The sequence below is a fragment of the Paracoccus sediminicola genome (assembly GCF_027912835.1).
In the GTDB taxonomy this organism is placed as follows: domain Bacteria; phylum Pseudomonadota; class Alphaproteobacteria; order Rhodobacterales; family Rhodobacteraceae; genus Paracoccus; species Paracoccus sediminicola.
This window is the reverse complement of the sequence record NZ_CP115768.1, coordinates 1420919-1433979: the sequence shown is the minus strand read 5'-3', so window position 1 is coordinate 1433979 and position 13061 is coordinate 1420919. Positions and strand designations below refer to the sequence as shown.

At 64.0% G+C, this 13061-nt stretch carries 16 protein-coding genes; 10 read left to right on the top strand and 6 right to left on the bottom strand.

Features of this window, described 5'->3' with window-relative positions:
• From PAF18_RS07030 to PAF18_RS07020, 3 genes are read right to left on the bottom strand one after another with little or no spacing between them, the layout of a single operon-like run.
• Positions 1-2238 (bottom strand): chemotaxis protein CheA, encoded by a 2238-nt coding sequence (locus PAF18_RS07030; RefSeq protein ID WP_271117887.1) that lies wholly within the window; start codon positions 2236-2238, stop codon positions 1-3.
• A gap of 11 nt (positions 2239-2249) precedes the next feature.
• Positions 2250-2615: a response regulator gene (locus PAF18_RS07025; protein WP_271117886.1), complete on the bottom strand. Its 366-nt coding sequence runs from the start codon at positions 2613-2615 to the stop codon at positions 2250-2252.
• Positions 2615-2887 carry an STAS domain-containing protein gene (locus PAF18_RS07020; RefSeq protein ID WP_271117885.1) on the bottom strand — a complete coding sequence of 91 codons (273 nt, stop codon included), beginning with the start codon at positions 2885-2887 and terminating at the stop codon, positions 2615-2617. Before PAF18_RS07020 ends, PAF18_RS07025 begins: the two co-directional genes overlap by 1 nt.
• A 339-nt stretch (positions 2888-3226) precedes the next feature.
• Here PAF18_RS07020 and rpsB point away from each other — a divergent pair, with 339 nt between their 5' ends.
• The 8 genes from rpsB to PAF18_RS06980 all read left to right on the top strand — a co-directional run bounded on the left by rpsB (position 3227) and on the right by PAF18_RS06980 (position 9578).
• Positions 3227-4018, top strand: a complete 792-nt coding sequence (gene rpsB, locus PAF18_RS07015) for a 30S ribosomal protein S2 (protein ID WP_271117884.1) — start codon at positions 3227-3229, stop codon at positions 4016-4018.
• Positions 4019-4087: 69 nt separating this feature from the next.
• Complete coding sequence (tsf, locus tag PAF18_RS07010; protein WP_271117883.1) at positions 4088-4966, top strand: translation elongation factor Ts; 879 nt, start codon at positions 4088-4090, stop codon at positions 4964-4966.
• Between the two features lie 106 nt (positions 4967-5072).
• Complete coding sequence (locus PAF18_RS07005) at positions 5073-5663, top strand: (d)CMP kinase (RefSeq protein WP_271117882.1); 591 nt, start codon at positions 5073-5075, stop codon at positions 5661-5663.
• 259 nt (positions 5664-5922) lie between these two features.
• Positions 5923-7602 (top strand): 30S ribosomal protein S1, encoded by a 1680-nt coding sequence (rpsA, locus tag PAF18_RS07000; RefSeq protein ID WP_271117881.1) that lies wholly within the window; start codon positions 5923-5925, stop codon positions 7600-7602.
• 175 nt (positions 7603-7777) lie between these two features.
• The gene (gene ihfB, locus PAF18_RS06995) at positions 7778-8062 is read left to right on the top strand and encodes an integration host factor subunit beta (protein ID WP_271117880.1); all 285 of its coding nucleotides are present in this window, start codon (positions 7778-7780) and stop codon (positions 8060-8062) included.
• 38 nt (positions 8063-8100) lie between these two features.
• Positions 8101-8502, top strand: coding sequence for a LapA family protein (locus PAF18_RS06990; protein WP_271117879.1), 402 nt, complete (start codon positions 8101-8103; stop codon positions 8500-8502).
• A 3-nt stretch (positions 8503-8505) separates the two neighbouring features.
• Complete coding sequence (locus PAF18_RS06985) at positions 8506-9138, top strand: phosphoribosylanthranilate isomerase (RefSeq protein ID WP_271117878.1); 633 nt, start codon at positions 8506-8508, stop codon at positions 9136-9138.
• Positions 9135-9578: a GNAT family N-acetyltransferase gene (locus PAF18_RS06980; protein WP_271117877.1), complete on the top strand. Its 444-nt coding sequence runs from the start codon at positions 9135-9137 to the stop codon at positions 9576-9578. Before PAF18_RS06985 ends, PAF18_RS06980 begins: the two co-directional genes overlap by 4 nt.
• Before the next feature lie 6 nt (positions 9579-9584).
• On the opposite strand, the gene PAF18_RS06975 is transcribed toward PAF18_RS06980, so the two are convergent.
• Positions 9585-10097, bottom strand: coding sequence for a hypothetical protein (locus PAF18_RS06975; RefSeq protein ID WP_271117876.1), 513 nt, complete (start codon positions 10095-10097; stop codon positions 9585-9587).
• 118 nt (positions 10098-10215) lie between these two features.
• On the opposite strand from PAF18_RS06975, the gene PAF18_RS06970 reads away from it, so the two are divergent.
• Positions 10216-10626, top strand: a complete 411-nt coding sequence (locus PAF18_RS06970) for a SufE family protein (RefSeq protein WP_271117875.1) — start codon at positions 10216-10218, stop codon at positions 10624-10626.
• A gap of 2 nt (positions 10627-10628) precedes the next feature.
• On the opposite strand, the gene PAF18_RS06965 is transcribed toward PAF18_RS06970, so the two are convergent.
• On the bottom strand, positions 10629-11378 hold the full coding sequence (locus PAF18_RS06965) for a sulfite exporter TauE/SafE family protein (RefSeq protein ID WP_271117874.1): 750 nt from the start codon (positions 11376-11378) through the stop codon (positions 10629-10631).
• A gap of 111 nt (positions 11379-11489) precedes the next feature.
• Positions 11490-11693: a dodecin family protein gene (locus PAF18_RS06960; protein ID WP_271117873.1), complete on the bottom strand. Its 204-nt coding sequence runs from the start codon at positions 11691-11693 to the stop codon at positions 11490-11492.
• Between the two features lie 263 nt (positions 11694-11956).
• Between PAF18_RS06960 and PAF18_RS06955 the strand changes: the two genes are divergently transcribed.
• Positions 11957-13054, top strand: a complete 1098-nt coding sequence (locus tag PAF18_RS06955; RefSeq protein ID WP_271117872.1) for a branched-chain amino acid aminotransferase — start codon at positions 11957-11959, stop codon at positions 13052-13054.
• Positions 13055-13061: the final 7 nt, after the last annotated feature.

The window sequence follows — 13061 nt, the reverse complement described above, 5'->3', positions numbered from 1 at the left end:
TTACCCTGCTGCCTTGAGTTCGTTGACTGGAAGTCGGTTGCCGGGATGGGTGAGATCCGCGGGATCGAGAATCAGCGCGATCTGCCCGTCGCCGAGGATGGTTGCCGCAGCGACGCCGGGGATGTTGCCATAGCTCTGCCCGAGGCCCTTGATGACGACCTGGCGCTGCTCCATGATGGCGTCGACGATCAGCGCGGCGCGCTTGCCGTCATCCTGTGAGGTCAGCAGGATGATCCCCGATTTTGCGCCGTCGCGCCCGTTTCGGAAGCCGAGCTGGCGGCCCAGATCGAAGAGCGGCACGAATTCGCCGCGGATCTGCATCATCTCGCCGGACGAAGCCAGGCGCTGGATATTGCTGTTTTCCAGCTTTGCGGTCTCGACAATGGCAGAGAGCGGGACGACCAGTGTCTGGCCGGCAGCCTGCACGACCATGCCGTCGAGAACGGCGAGTGTCAGCGGAAGCGAGATGGAAAACTTCGTGCCCTGACCGGGAGTGCTGGTGATCGAAATCCGGCCTCCCAGGGCGGTGATTGCACTTTTCACCACATCCATCCCGACGCCGCGTCCCGACAGGGCCGAGATCTGGGACGCCGTCGAGAAGCCGGGCAGAAACAGCAGATTGTCGATTTCTGTGTCGGTCAGCTGCGCGTCTGCCGGGATCAGCCCCTTTCCTATGGCGATATCGCGGACCTTGTCGCGGTCGATGCCGGCGCCGTCATCCTCGATCTCGATCAGCACGCGACCGGCGCGATGGCTCGCGGAAAGCAGGATCACCCCCTCGGAGGGCTTGCCGGCGGCACGACGTTTCTCGGGCGTTTCCAGCCCGTGATCAACCGCGTTGCGGATCATATGTGTCAGCGGGTCCGAAAGACGCTCGATCACCGTCTTGTCAACCTCGGTATAGTCGCCCTCGGTCTTGAGCCTGACCTCCTTGCCAACGCTGGAGGAGGCCTCGCGCACGATGCGGCCCATCCGCTGGAACAGTGGCTTGACCGGCTGGGCGCGGATCATCATCACGCTTTCCTGGATGTCGCGGGTCAGCGTCATGAAGGACTCCAGCCCGCTCATGACGTCGGTGTGATGGCCGACACCGGCCTCTTCCACGCTCTGCGCGAGCATCGCCTGGTTGATGACCAGCTCGCCGACGAGATTGACCAGCCGGTCGATTTTTTCCAGATCCACCCGGACCGTCGCCCCCGGCTCGGCCGCGGCGTTGGCTTTCGCGGCTTTGGCGGCCGGCTTTGCCGGGGGACCCGATGGCATTTCTGCCGGGCGCCGGGTATCGGCCGCAGGCGCAGAAGCTCTGGCCTCGTCCGGGACAGGCTTTTCGGCGACGAGGCTGAGCGTCGGGCCCGGTGCGGGCTCAGGCTTTGCAGGCGACGCGGGATCGGATGAATTGGCGTTCATCATCAGGAAACTGCTGCCGAGCGCGTCACGTGAGGGCGTCGCCTGGGTGATTTCCAATGTGCAAACGTCGGAGACGAAATCGAATACCTGTCCGATATCGGCCTCGGTCACATCGCCGCGCAGGATCACGTGCCACGACAGGAGAGGCGTTTCGGCGGTGTCTTCGCACGGGGCAGGCAGCGGGTCGGGCACGATGCAGCGGGTTTCGCAGCGGCCCAACTCGGCGAGGCTGCGCAGGAGCAGCAATGTTTCGTTGCCGCTTTGATAGAGCCCCGCTGCCGGGGTGAATGATACGGCCCAGCACGCCTCGTCGGTGGCGTCGGCGCCAATGGTGTCGTCCTGCATGGCCATCGGCGTGGCGTCCTCGCCCGCGCTCGGAGCGCCGAAATCGAGGGTGAGCCCAGCCGGTGTGAAATCGACCTCTTCTTCAACGGGCAGGCCGTCTTCGCCCAGAAGCGCTTCCAGCGCGGTCAGCACCTCCTCGGCGCCTGGCGGTTCGTCGTCGCCTTCGCTGGCCGCGCGAACCTGATCCTGCAACATGTCGGCGGCCTGGAAAAAGAGCTTCATCGCCTCGGCCGTCAGCGTGATCCGGTCCGCACGAAGCTCATCCAGGACGGTCTCGTAGCGATGCGCGAAGGCCACGAGCGCATCCAGCCCGAAGGCCCCGGCACCGCCCTTGATCGAATGCACCGCGCGAAACACCACATTGATGGTTTCCGCGTCATGCGCGCCCTCATCCATGAGGTTCAGCGAATCCTGAAGGCTTTCCAGCAACTCTTCGCATTCGACGAAGAAAGAGGCGCGGATCTCCGCCATCGGGTCATTGGACATATGGCGCCCCCTCAGCCTGTGACCATCTTGAGCGAGCTGACCAGCTTTTGCGGATCGAATGGCTTGACGATCCAGCCGGTTGCACCTGCATTGCGGGCCCTTGCCTTCAGTTCCGGCGCGCTTTCGGTGGTCAGCATCAGGATCGGAGTGGCGCGAAGATGGTCGATCTTGCGCACGGCCTCGATAAAGCCGAACCCGTCGAGCCGCGGCATGTTCACGTCCGAAATGATCGCATCGGGCTGAAACGCCTCGAGCACCTCGAGCCCATGCACGCCGTCATTGGCGGTGGTCACGTTCATGCCGGCCCCGGTCAGCGAGATGCGCAGCATGTCGCGCATGGTGCGGCTGTCATCCACCGCGAGAATCTTCAAACTCATCAGCCTGCCTCCTCAGCGAGCAGTTCCAGGTCGACGCCGAACAGCGCCAGCGCGGCATCGAAATCGGGCGATCTGTCGGTGATCGAGAAGCCGCGGCCAGAGGCCCGGCAGCCCCGCGCCGCGCCAAGCAGCACTTGCAGGCAAAGCCCCCCCAGATGCGTCACGCCAGAGGCGTCGAGCCGGATCGCGCCGGTCATTGCGGCGAGGTCGCGCGCCAGGGGTTTTGCTGCGGTCAGATCCAGTCTTTCGGGAAGGGTCAGGGCATCTGTCATAGTGGCCTGGCGTCCCGACGCCGGTTCTGGAAGATGTTGCACATGAATGCGTCCCCTCGCGTCATTCCGTTTCGGCCGTTCTAGGGCAATGCGGGTTAAGTTTCGGTTGACCGGGCCCCGAAAATACGCGCCTTGCGACGGTTTCTCTCGCGTCAAACGCGTAAAACTTGATCTAAGCTGGCCTTGCTCGCCGACGGGGCTTGCCTTGTTGGAAAGGATGGTCTAAGCGCCACCCCACTTCACAGGCAGAGGCGGGCCGTTCCGGGGAGACATCCCGGTCTGGTCCACCGGTTGGGGGCAACCCTGAGATCCTCTGCCCAGGCGCAAACCGGAAAGGAAATGGACATGGCGCTTCCCGAATTTTCCATGCGTCAGCTGCTCGAAGCTGGCGTTCACTACGGTCACCAGACTCAGCGGTGGAACCCGCGGATGTCGGAATATATCTATGGCGACCGCAACGGCATCCATATCGTCGATCTGACCCAGACCGTCCCGATGCTGGACCAGGCGCTGAACGCCGTGCGCGAGACCGTGGCCAAGGGCGGCCGTGTGCTGTTCGTCGGCACCAAGCGTCAGGCGCAGAAGCCGATCGCGGATGCGGCTGAAAAATCGGCGCAATTCTACATGAATCACCGCTGGCTCGGCGGCACGCTGACCAACTGGAAGACCGTGTCGCAGTCGATCAACCGTCTCAAGCAGATTGACGAGACGATGTCGCAGGGCGCCGAGGGCCTGACCAAGAAAGAGCGTCTCCAGCTTGAGCGCGAGCAGGCCAAGCTGCAAGCCTCGCTGGGCGGCATCCGCGAGATGGGCGGCCTGCCGGACCTGCTTTTCGTGATCGACGTCAACAAGGAAGACCTGGCCATCGCCGAGGCGAAGAAGCTGGGCATCCCGGTCGTTGCGGTCGTCGATACGAACTGCTCGCCCGAGGGGGTGGATTACATCATCCCCGGCAATGACGACGCGGCCCGCGCCATCGCGCTTTACTGCGATCTGGCCAGCCGGGCGGCACTGGACGGCATGTCGGCGCAGATGGGCGCTGCGGGCGTCGATCTTGGCGCGCTCTCCGAAGCTCCGGCCGAGGAAGTCGCCGAGAGCGAAGAGACCGTCTCCGCCGAATCCGACGCCTGATCTCGTCGTTACCGAATTGTTACCGGGCGGGGCTATGCCCCGTCCGATCCCCATAGAAGGAGAAGCCACATGGCGATTACCGCTCAGATGGTGAAGGAACTGCGCGAGACCACCGGCGCAGGGATGATGGACGCCAAGAAGGCGCTGACCGAGAATGACGGCAACATGGATGCCGCAGTGGACTGGCTGCGCACCAAGGGTCTGGCAAAGGCGGCCAAGAAGGCCGACCGCGTCGCTGCCGAGGGTCTCGTTGCCGTTGCCGTCGAGGGTGGCAAGGGTGTTGCCGTCGAGGTGAACTCGGAAACCGATTTCGTCGCCAAGAACGAAGAATTCCAGAATATGGTGCGCGGCATTGCCGAGACCGCCTTGAAGGTCGATTCCGTCGACGCGCTGCGTGATGCCGAACTGAACGGCAAGACCGTGAACGAGGTCGTCACCGATGCTGTCGCCAAGATTGGCGAAAAGATGGAACTGCGCCGCATGGACAAGGTCGAGGGCGACAGCGTCGTCTCCTACGTCCACAATGCTGCCGCGCCGAATATGGGCAAGATCGGCGTGCTGGTCGCGCTGAAGGGCGAAAACGCCGAGATCGGCAAGCAGATCGCCATGCATATCGCCGCGACCAACCCGGCCTCGCTTTCCGAGAAGGATCTGGACCCGGCCCTGGTCGAGCGTGAGAAATCCGTCCTGACCGAGCAGGCCCGCGAATCCGGCAAGCCCGAAAACATCATCGAGAACATGATCAAGGGCCGGATGAAGAAATTCTTCGAGGAGGTCACGCTTCTCGGCCAGAAATTCGTCATAAACCCCGACATCACTGTTGGCGAAGCCGCGAAAGAGGCCGGGGTCGAGATCCTGTCCTTCGTGCGCATGGGCGTCGGTGAAGGCATCGAGAAGAAAGAAGAGGATTTCGCGGCCGAGGTCGCCAAGACCCTCGGCGGCAACTGATCCGCTTCGACTTCGCAGGAAACGCCGGCCCTTCGAGGCCGGCGTTTTTCGTTGCAGCCACCCGCGGCGGCATGGCACATCGCAGATATCGGGACAGGAGCGGATCATGCCATTTACCATCGCCATTGACGGGCCGGCGGCGTCCGGGAAAGGCACGATCTCGCGCGCATTGGCCGAGCGTTTCGGGTTCCATCACCTCGATACGGGGCTTCTGTATCGCGCCGTGGGTGCGCGTGGCGGCGATCCGATCGGTGCGGCGCGGATGCTGGATCCCGACGATCTGAAACGCCCTGATCTGCGCAGCAACGAGGCCGGGCAGGCGGCGAGCCGGGTCGCGGCGATCCCTGAAGTGCGAGACGCTCTGGTGACGTTCCAGCGGGATTTTGCGCTGCGCGAACCGGGGGCGGTGCTGGATGGGCGAGACATCGGCACGGTGATCTGCCCCGAGGCGCATCTGAAACTCTATGTGATCGCCTCGGATGAGGTGCGGGCGCGGCGGCGCGCCGCCGAGATCGGTGCCGATGAGGCCGAGACTCTGGCCGCTCTGCGCGAACGCGACGCGCGCGATTCCGCCCGCGCCACCGCTCCGCTCTGCGCGGCAGCGGACGCGATCACGCTCGACACCACCGCGATGAGCATCGGCGAAGCGGTCTCGCGCGCCATTGCCGAGGTCGAGAGCCGCTATCCGAAAGCATAGGCCGCGCTGCGTTGGCTGTGCCCGCAGGGCCGCGCCGGAATTCCGCCGTCGCCCCGTGATCGCTGGCCCTGGCCCTTGTCAAGCCCGGCGATTCCCCGTATATGCCCGCGCAAGTCAATCGAATGACATGGCCAGAACAGGCCGCTGAAGACCGGGTCGGGCATTGCGCCGCGACCCTTTGTCGTTCCGAAAGGCGCCATAAAGACCGGCGGAGCCAACCGTCAGGCCTGAAAAACAACGTAAAGGAAACTGAAAGCTTATGGCTGAACGCGCAAGCATGGAAGATTTCGAGGCGATGCTGAATGAGAGCCTCGATATCGACACGCCGAATGAAGGCAGTGTCGTCAAGGGCAAGGTTATTGCCATCGAGGCCGGACAGGCCATTATCGATGTCGGCTACAAGATGGAAGGCCGCGTCGATCTGAAAGAATTCTCCAATCCCGGCGAAGACGCCAGTCTGAGCGTCGGCGATGAGGTCGAGGTCTATCTGGACCGCGTGGAAAATGCCCGCGGCGAAGCCTCGATCAGCCGTGAAAAGGCCCGCCGCGAGGAAGCCTGGGATCGCCTGGAAAAAGCCTATGCCGCCGAAGAGCGCGTCGATGGCGCCATCTTCGGTCGCGTCAAGGGCGGCTTCACCGTCGATCTGGGCGGTGCGGTTGCGTTCCTGCCCGGTTCGCAGGTGGATGTGCGCCCGGTGCGCGATGCCGGCCCGCTGATGGGTCTGAAACAGCCCTTCCAGATTCTGAAAATGGACCGCCGCCGCGGCAATATCGTCGTGTCGCGCCGCGCCATCCTGGAAGAAAGCCGTGCCGAACAGCGCGCCGAGGTCATCGCCAACCTGACCGAAGGCCAGACCGTTGACGGCGTGGTCAAGAACATCACCGAATACGGTGCCTTCGTGGATCTGGGCGGTGTCGACGGGCTGCTGCACGTCACCGACATGGCATGGCGCCGCGTCAACCACCCCTCGGAGATCCTGTCGATCGGCGAAACCGTCAAGGTTCAGGTCATCAAGATCAACCGCGAGAGCCACCGCATCAGCCTCGGCATGAAGCAGCTCCAGGCCGATCCGTGGGATACGGTGGCCGAGAAGTTCCCGATCGGTTCGGTTCATGCCGGCCGCGTGACGAACATCACCGATTACGGTGCCTTCGTGGAACTGGAAGCCGGTATCGAAGGCCTGGTCCATGTCTCGGAAATGAGCTGGACCAAGAAGAACGTCCATCCCGGCAAGATCGTCTCGACCAGCCAGGAAGTCGACGTCATGGTGCTGGAGATCGACGAAGCCAAGCGCCGCGTTTCGCTGGGTCTCAAGCAGACCATGCGCAACCCGTGGGAAGTCTTCTCGGAAACCCATCCGGCCGGCACCCAGATCGAGGGCGAAGTCAAGAACATCACCGAGTTCGGTCTGTTCGTCGGTCTCGAAGGCGATATCGACGGCATGGTGCACCTGTCCGACATCTCATGGGATGCCCGTGGCGAGGATGCGATCCAGGACTTCCGCAAGGGCGACATGGTGAAAGCCGTCGTGCAGGAGGTCGATGTCGAGAAGGAGCGTATCTCGCTGTCGATCAAGGCGCTTGAAAACGACGCGATGGCCGAGGCCGTCGAGGGCGTGAAGCGTGGCGATGTCATCACCGTGGAAGTCACCGCGATCGAGGATGGCGGCATCGAGGTGGAGTATAACGGCGCCAAGTCGTTCATCCGCCGCTCGGATCTGGCCCGCGACCGTCAGGACCAGCGTCCCGAACGCTTCGGCGTCGGCGACAAGGTCGATGTGCGCGTCACCAATGTCGACACCAAGACCCGCCGTCTGGGCCTGTCGATCAAGGCACGCGAGATCGCCGAAGAGAAAGAAGCCGTCGAACAGTATGGCAGCTCGGATTCGGGTGCCTCGCTGGGCGATATTCTGGGCGCCGCGCTGAAAAGCCGCGAGTAAGCCGGAAAAGCTTTGAAATCAGCCGCTTCCGGCATCTTGCCGGGGGCGGCTTTTTTTGTCACTGATCGGACATGCGTCCGAATTTCTTGCAACTAAATGATAAGTTTCGCGTTTCTACCCTAACCGCGGGCAGCGTGTTCAGGCCCGCCAGCACAAGCATATCTTGGGGGTAGGAATGATTCGCTCAGAGCTGATCCAGAGAATCGCCGAAGAGAATCCGCATCTCATCCAGCGTGACGTTGACCGCATCGTGTCGACCATTTTTGACGAGATCATCGATGCCATGTCTCGCGGCGAGCGGGTCGAGCTGCGCGGTTTTGGCGCATTTTCTGTGAAACGGCGCGATGCACGGGTCGGCCGGAACCCCAGGACCGGGGAATCCGTGCCGGTCGATGAAAAGCACGTCCCGTTCTTCAAAACCGGCAAGCTTCTTCGTGACAGGTTGAACGGGGACGCCTGATCTGGCACATCGGGAAGGCAGCTGAGCCGAGGTAAGAAATGCGCTTTATCCGCCTGTTATTTGTTGCCGTTCTGGCCATCATCCTGATCGCCGTGGCGCTCGCCAACCGTGCCGTCGTGACGGTGAAAGCAGTGCCTTCCGGGCTGGAGCCTTATCTCGGCGATCAGTGGCAGCTCACCCTACCGCTGTTTCTCGTCATTTTCGTCGCGATCCTGTTCGGGATCGTCGTCGGACTGATCTGGGAGTGGCTGCGCGAAGCCCATATCCGCAGCGAGGCTGCCCGCCGCAAACACGAGGTTGAGCGTCTCGAACGCGAGGTCGGTAATCTGCGCGAGCGTCACAACGCGCCGAAGGATGACGTTCTGGCGATTCTCGATCAGCCCAAGCCCGTTGCCTCTGCCGAACCGGCGCGCGGCACCACGCTGCCTGCGCAGCGCTAAGCCGTGACGCAGGTCAAGATCTGCGGGCTCAGACGGCCCGCCGATCTCTCTGCCGCGATAAAGGCGGGCGCCGCCTTCGTCGGCTTTGTCTTCTTCCCGAAATCGCCACGTCACGTCTCGGTTGCCACCGCCGCCGGGCTGGCCAGAGAGGTGCCGGCCGGCGTGGCGCGCGTCGGGCTTTTCGTGAATCCTGACGATGCGTTGCTGGACGAGGTTCTTGCCACCGTGCCGCTCGACATTCTTCAGCTTCACGGACAGGAGACCCCCGTACGCGTGACCGAGATCCGTCAGCGCTATGGCCTGCCGGTGATGAAGGCCGTGGGCGTCGCAGGGCCCGGGGATCTGGACCAGCTCTGGGATTACGGTCTGGTTGCCGATCTTCTGCTGGTCGATGCCAAACCGCCGAAAGACGCCGCGCTGCCCGGCGGCAATGGGCTTGCCTTTGACTGGCAGCTTCTCGTTGGTCGCAAATGGCTGACGCCATGGATGCTGGCAGGCGGGCTGACGCCGGAAAACGTGGCCGAGGCGGTGCGGCTGACCGGGGCGCGGATCGTCGATGTGTCCTCCGGTGTCGAGGCTGCGCCGGGCGAGAAGGACCCCGACCGTATCCGCGCATTCATGGCCGCCGCCACATGATCCGTTTTCGCGCCGCCGCATGTGAGGATGTGCCTCATGTGGTGGCGTTGCTGCGTGATGACGCGCTGGGACGGGGGCGCGAGGATCAGCCGATGGAACGCTATCTCGCTGCCTTCGATGCCATGAGCGCCGAGCCGGGCAACCAGCTGATCGTCGGCGAGGCGAATGGCCGGATCGTCGCGACATATCAGCTGACCCTGATCTCGGGCCTGTCGCTTTCGGCGGCAAGGCGGGCGCAGATCGAAGCCGTGCGTATCGCGTCCGATCTGCGCGGGCAGGGGGCGGGGCGGCTGCTGATGGCGGATGCCGAATCCCGCGCCCGCGCCGGGGGCGCGCGGCTGGTGCAGCTGACCAGCAATGCCAGCCGCGGCGAGGCCCATCGTTTCTATGAGAGGCTCGGCTATGCGCCGAGCCATATCGGCTTCAAGAAATCGCTTTAGAGCCGCTTACGGGGCCAGCGAGGTGATACCCGCGCCGGATCGGATCTGAATGCCCCGCAGCCGAGACAGCTCGATGGTCGAGATCGGCAGCGCCACGTTCAGGATATCGGCCTGCGGATTTGCCGCGAGCGGCGCCGCGCCCTCTTCCAGAAGCGGCGGATAGCCGACGAGAACCAGCCGCAGGATGCCGTCATCATCGGGACGAAGCTGCTCGGCCGGCTGGATACGCTCGGTTATCAGCTCCAGCCCGAACCAGCCCTTGACCGGCGCAAAGGCGCGGACACGCAACAATTCGCCCTCGATCATCGGCTCGAGCTGCGCGGACAGGATCTGCGGCACGGGCTGACGCTGATCGTCGGCGCGGCTTTCCCACCCGCCGCGCGGCTCCAGCGTGGTCGGCGTGCTCGGCGCGGCGCGGAACCAGCCCAGAGGGTTCAGACCGCTATCGCTGCCAAAGCGGGAACAGCCGCCAGCGGCCAGCACGGTGCCAAGGGTCAGGGCGAGGATCGCTTTGCGCATGATGTCTCCGGCAATTGTCTCGGGCCAGTGATAGGCGATCGCAGGGCGGGGCGCAAAGCCTCTTTGACCTTCGCCGCGCGGCGGGTTAGCACGGATTCGCCGCCAAGGAGGGCGCCCCATGACAACCGAGGCCTTCGAAGACATTGTCGAGACATTCGCTTTCCTGGATGACTGGGAAGACCGCTATCGCCACATCATCGACATGGGCAAATCCATGGAGTCGATGGACCCGGCCCTGCAAAGCCCGGCCAGCAAAGTCGAGGGCTGCGCGAGCCAGGTCTGGATCGTGCCGGTGGTCAGGGATGGCCGTTTCGATTTCATCGGCGACAGCGACGCGGTGATCGTGCGCGGGCTGATCGCGGTGGTTCATGCGCTTTATGCGGGGCTGCCGGTGAACGAGGTGCCGCAGGTCGATGCACAGGCCGAGCTAGGGCGGCTTTCGCTGAACGATCACCTGTCGTCACAGCGCTCGAACGGGTTGCGCGCGATGGTGGAACGGATCCGCGAACACGCGGCGGCGGCGGGCTGAGCTCAGGCGACGAGCCGCCAGAAGAAGATCGCGGTGGTTCCGAAGCCGATCACCGCGATGAGAATCCGAAGCTGCGGCATCGGGATCAGGCGCGCGATGGGCGGCCCGATCAGCCCGCCCGCGATGGTGCCCGCGCTCATCACCAAGGTCGGGATCCAGACGATCTTGCCGCCCGCCGCGAAGATCAGCAGCGAGATCACCGAAAGCGCAAAGCTGAGCCAGCATTTCAACCCGTTCATTGCGTGAAGATTGGTCATACCCCACAGCGCGAAGAGCGCCAGCAGAACAATCCCCAGCCCCCCATTGAAGAACCCGCCATAGATCGCGACCGGCACCATCGTCCCCGCGCCGAAGGCCGTGACGGCGCCGCGTCGCCTTGCCGCCCATGCGCGCACCTGCGCGCCGCGCAGGAAAACCAGCGTGGCACCCAGCAGAAGAAAGGGAACCAGCGCGGCAAAGGCTTCATTTGACGAAATCAGCAAGAGGCCAGAGCCGATGGCACCGCCCAGCATCGTCCAGCCGGTCAGGCGAAGCATCAGGCGCCGGTCGATCTCGGCGATCTCGTGGCGGAAGCCGATGGCCGAGGACAGATAGCCCGGCATCGCCGCCACGGTCGCCGACGCATTTGCGGCCACCTCGGGCACGCCGATGAAGACAAGCGCGGGGAAGGTGATGAACGTCCCGCCGCCCGCCACCGCATTCAGTATCCCGCCGAGAAGCCCGGCGACAAAGACCAGAATCATCTCCGCCATGCGCGGCAGGCTGTCACGGCGCCGCGGGCAAAGAAAGCCGCAAAATCGGTGGCCGGCCCCGGGTCATGGCGGCTCCGGGACGCTTGGCGCGGCCCCGGAGCCGGTCATGGATTAGTCGTCCAGGATGAAGGTCACCATCAGGTTGACCCGATAGCGGGTGATGTTTCCGTTGTCGCAATCGACGGTCTGTTCCTTCACCCAGGCACCCTGCACGTTGCGCAGGGTTTCATTGGCGCGCTTGATTCCGTTGCGCACAGCATCCTCGAAGCCGGTCTCCGAGGTGGACGAGATTTCGGTCACACGTGCGATGGTCATGTCGTTTCCTCCCTTTGTCAGGACCGGCTCAACGCGCGGCCCTTGCGAAATGTTTCGTCCCGCGCCGCGCCCGGTGCCTCTGCGGCCCTGTGCCGCGCCGCGATTTCTGTTGATGCAGAGGCGGTTCCGGGCTGCTATGACATCCCTGTCGCAGCGCGGGGAGGAGGATTTCGCGCGCCGCGTCCGGGCCTTGCGCGGTCCGGTTGGATCAGGATTATCGCGCCCGTTCCGATGCAGGGCGCGCTCAGCATGGGATGGCAGCGATGGAAACCTCCGCACTCGATCGATTCACGGTGGAACACTCGGCGCACAGAGTGCCGGACGACAAGCGCGCCGAGATGCTCGCCGCTCCGGGTTTCGGCAAATATCTCACCGATCACATGGTCACGATCCGCTATTCGGCGGCAGAGGGCTGGCATGACGCAAAGATCGGGCCGCGGCAGGATTTCAGCCTGAACCCCTCGACCATGGTGCTGCATTACGCGGGCGAGATCTTCGAGGGGATGAAGGCCTATCCGATGCCCGATGGCGGCGGGGCGCTGTTTCGGCCACAGGAAAACGCCCGCCGCTTCAACGCCTCGGCCGAGCGGCTGGCCATGGCGAAGCTGCCCGAGGATCTCTTTGTCGACGCCGTGCGTGAGCTGGTCCGCATCGACCGCGACTGGATCCCCACGGGCGGCGAAGCGTCGCTTTACATGCGCCCCTTCATGATCGGCACCGAGATCGCCATCGGAAACCATCCCTCGGACAGTTTCCTCTTCGCCGTCATCGCCTCTCCGGTCGGCTCCTATTTCAAGGGCGGCGTGTCGGGCGTTTCGGTCTGGGTATCGGAGAATTATACCCGCGCCGCGCCGGGCGGAACGGGGGCCGCGAAATGCGGCGGCAATTATGCGGCAGCGCTTGCGGCGCAGAAGGAAGGCGCGCAGCAGGGCTGCGAGCAGGTGCTGTTCCTCGATGCGGTCGAGCGCCGCTGGGTCGAAGAGCTTGCCGGGATGAACGTGTTCTTCGTTTTTGACGATGGCAGCATCCAGACCCCTCCGCTGACCGGCACGATCCTGCCCGGCATCACCCGCAACTCGCTGATTGCTCTGGCGCGCGACCAGGGCATGACCGTGCGCGAAGAGCCCTACGCGATCGACCAGTGGCGCGACGATGTGGCCTCGGGCCGGCTGGTCGAAGTCTTTGCCTGCGGCACGGCGGCTGTGGTCGCACCGATCGCGCAGCTCAAGGGCAGGGATTTCGACATTTCCATCGGCGATGGCGGCATGGGACCGGTCACGGCGCAGCTGCGCAAGGCTCTGACCGATATCCAGTTCGGTCGCGCGGACGACCCGCATGGCTGGGTGGATCGCGTCTTCTGATCGGGCC

Coding starts and splice junctions, on each gene's coding strand:
- PAF18_RS06960 (WP_271117873.1), bottom strand. CDS start 11,693: ATGACCATCGCACGTGTGACCGAAATCTCGTCCACCTCGGAGACCGGC.
- PAF18_RS07020 (WP_271117885.1), bottom strand. CDS start 2,887: ATGACAGATGCCCTGACCCTTCCCGAAAGACTGGATCTGACCGCAGCA.
- rpsB (WP_271117884.1), top strand. CDS start 3,227: ATGGACATGGCGCTTCCCGAATTTTCCATGCGTCAGCTGCTCGAAGCT.
- PAF18_RS07005 (WP_271117882.1), top strand. CDS start 5,073: ATGCCATTTACCATCGCCATTGACGGGCCGGCGGCGTCCGGGAAAGGC.
- PAF18_RS06970 (WP_271117875.1), top strand. CDS start 10,216: ATGACAACCGAGGCCTTCGAAGACATTGTCGAGACATTCGCTTTCCTG.
- PAF18_RS06980 (WP_271117877.1), top strand. CDS start 9,135: ATGATCCGTTTTCGCGCCGCCGCATGTGAGGATGTGCCTCATGTGGTG.
- PAF18_RS06990 (WP_271117879.1), top strand. CDS start 8,101: ATGCGCTTTATCCGCCTGTTATTTGTTGCCGTTCTGGCCATCATCCTG.
- ihfB (WP_271117880.1), top strand. CDS start 7,778: ATGATTCGCTCAGAGCTGATCCAGAGAATCGCCGAAGAGAATCCGCAT.
- PAF18_RS06955 (WP_271117872.1), top strand. CDS start 11,957: ATGGAAACCTCCGCACTCGATCGATTCACGGTGGAACACTCGGCGCAC.
- PAF18_RS07025 (WP_271117886.1), bottom strand. CDS start 2,615: ATGAGTTTGAAGATTCTCGCGGTGGATGACAGCCGCACCATGCGCGAC.
- tsf (WP_271117883.1), top strand. CDS start 4,088: ATGGCGATTACCGCTCAGATGGTGAAGGAACTGCGCGAGACCACCGGC.
- PAF18_RS07030 (WP_271117887.1), bottom strand. CDS start 2,238: ATGTCCAATGACCCGATGGCGGAGATCCGCGCCTCTTTCTTCGTCGAA.
- PAF18_RS06965 (WP_271117874.1), bottom strand. CDS start 11,378: ATGGCGGAGATGATTCTGGTCTTTGTCGCCGGGCTTCTCGGCGGGATA.
- PAF18_RS06975 (WP_271117876.1), bottom strand. CDS start 10,097: ATGCGCAAAGCGATCCTCGCCCTGACCCTTGGCACCGTGCTGGCCGCT.
- rpsA (WP_271117881.1), top strand. CDS start 5,923: ATGGCTGAACGCGCAAGCATGGAAGATTTCGAGGCGATGCTGAATGAG.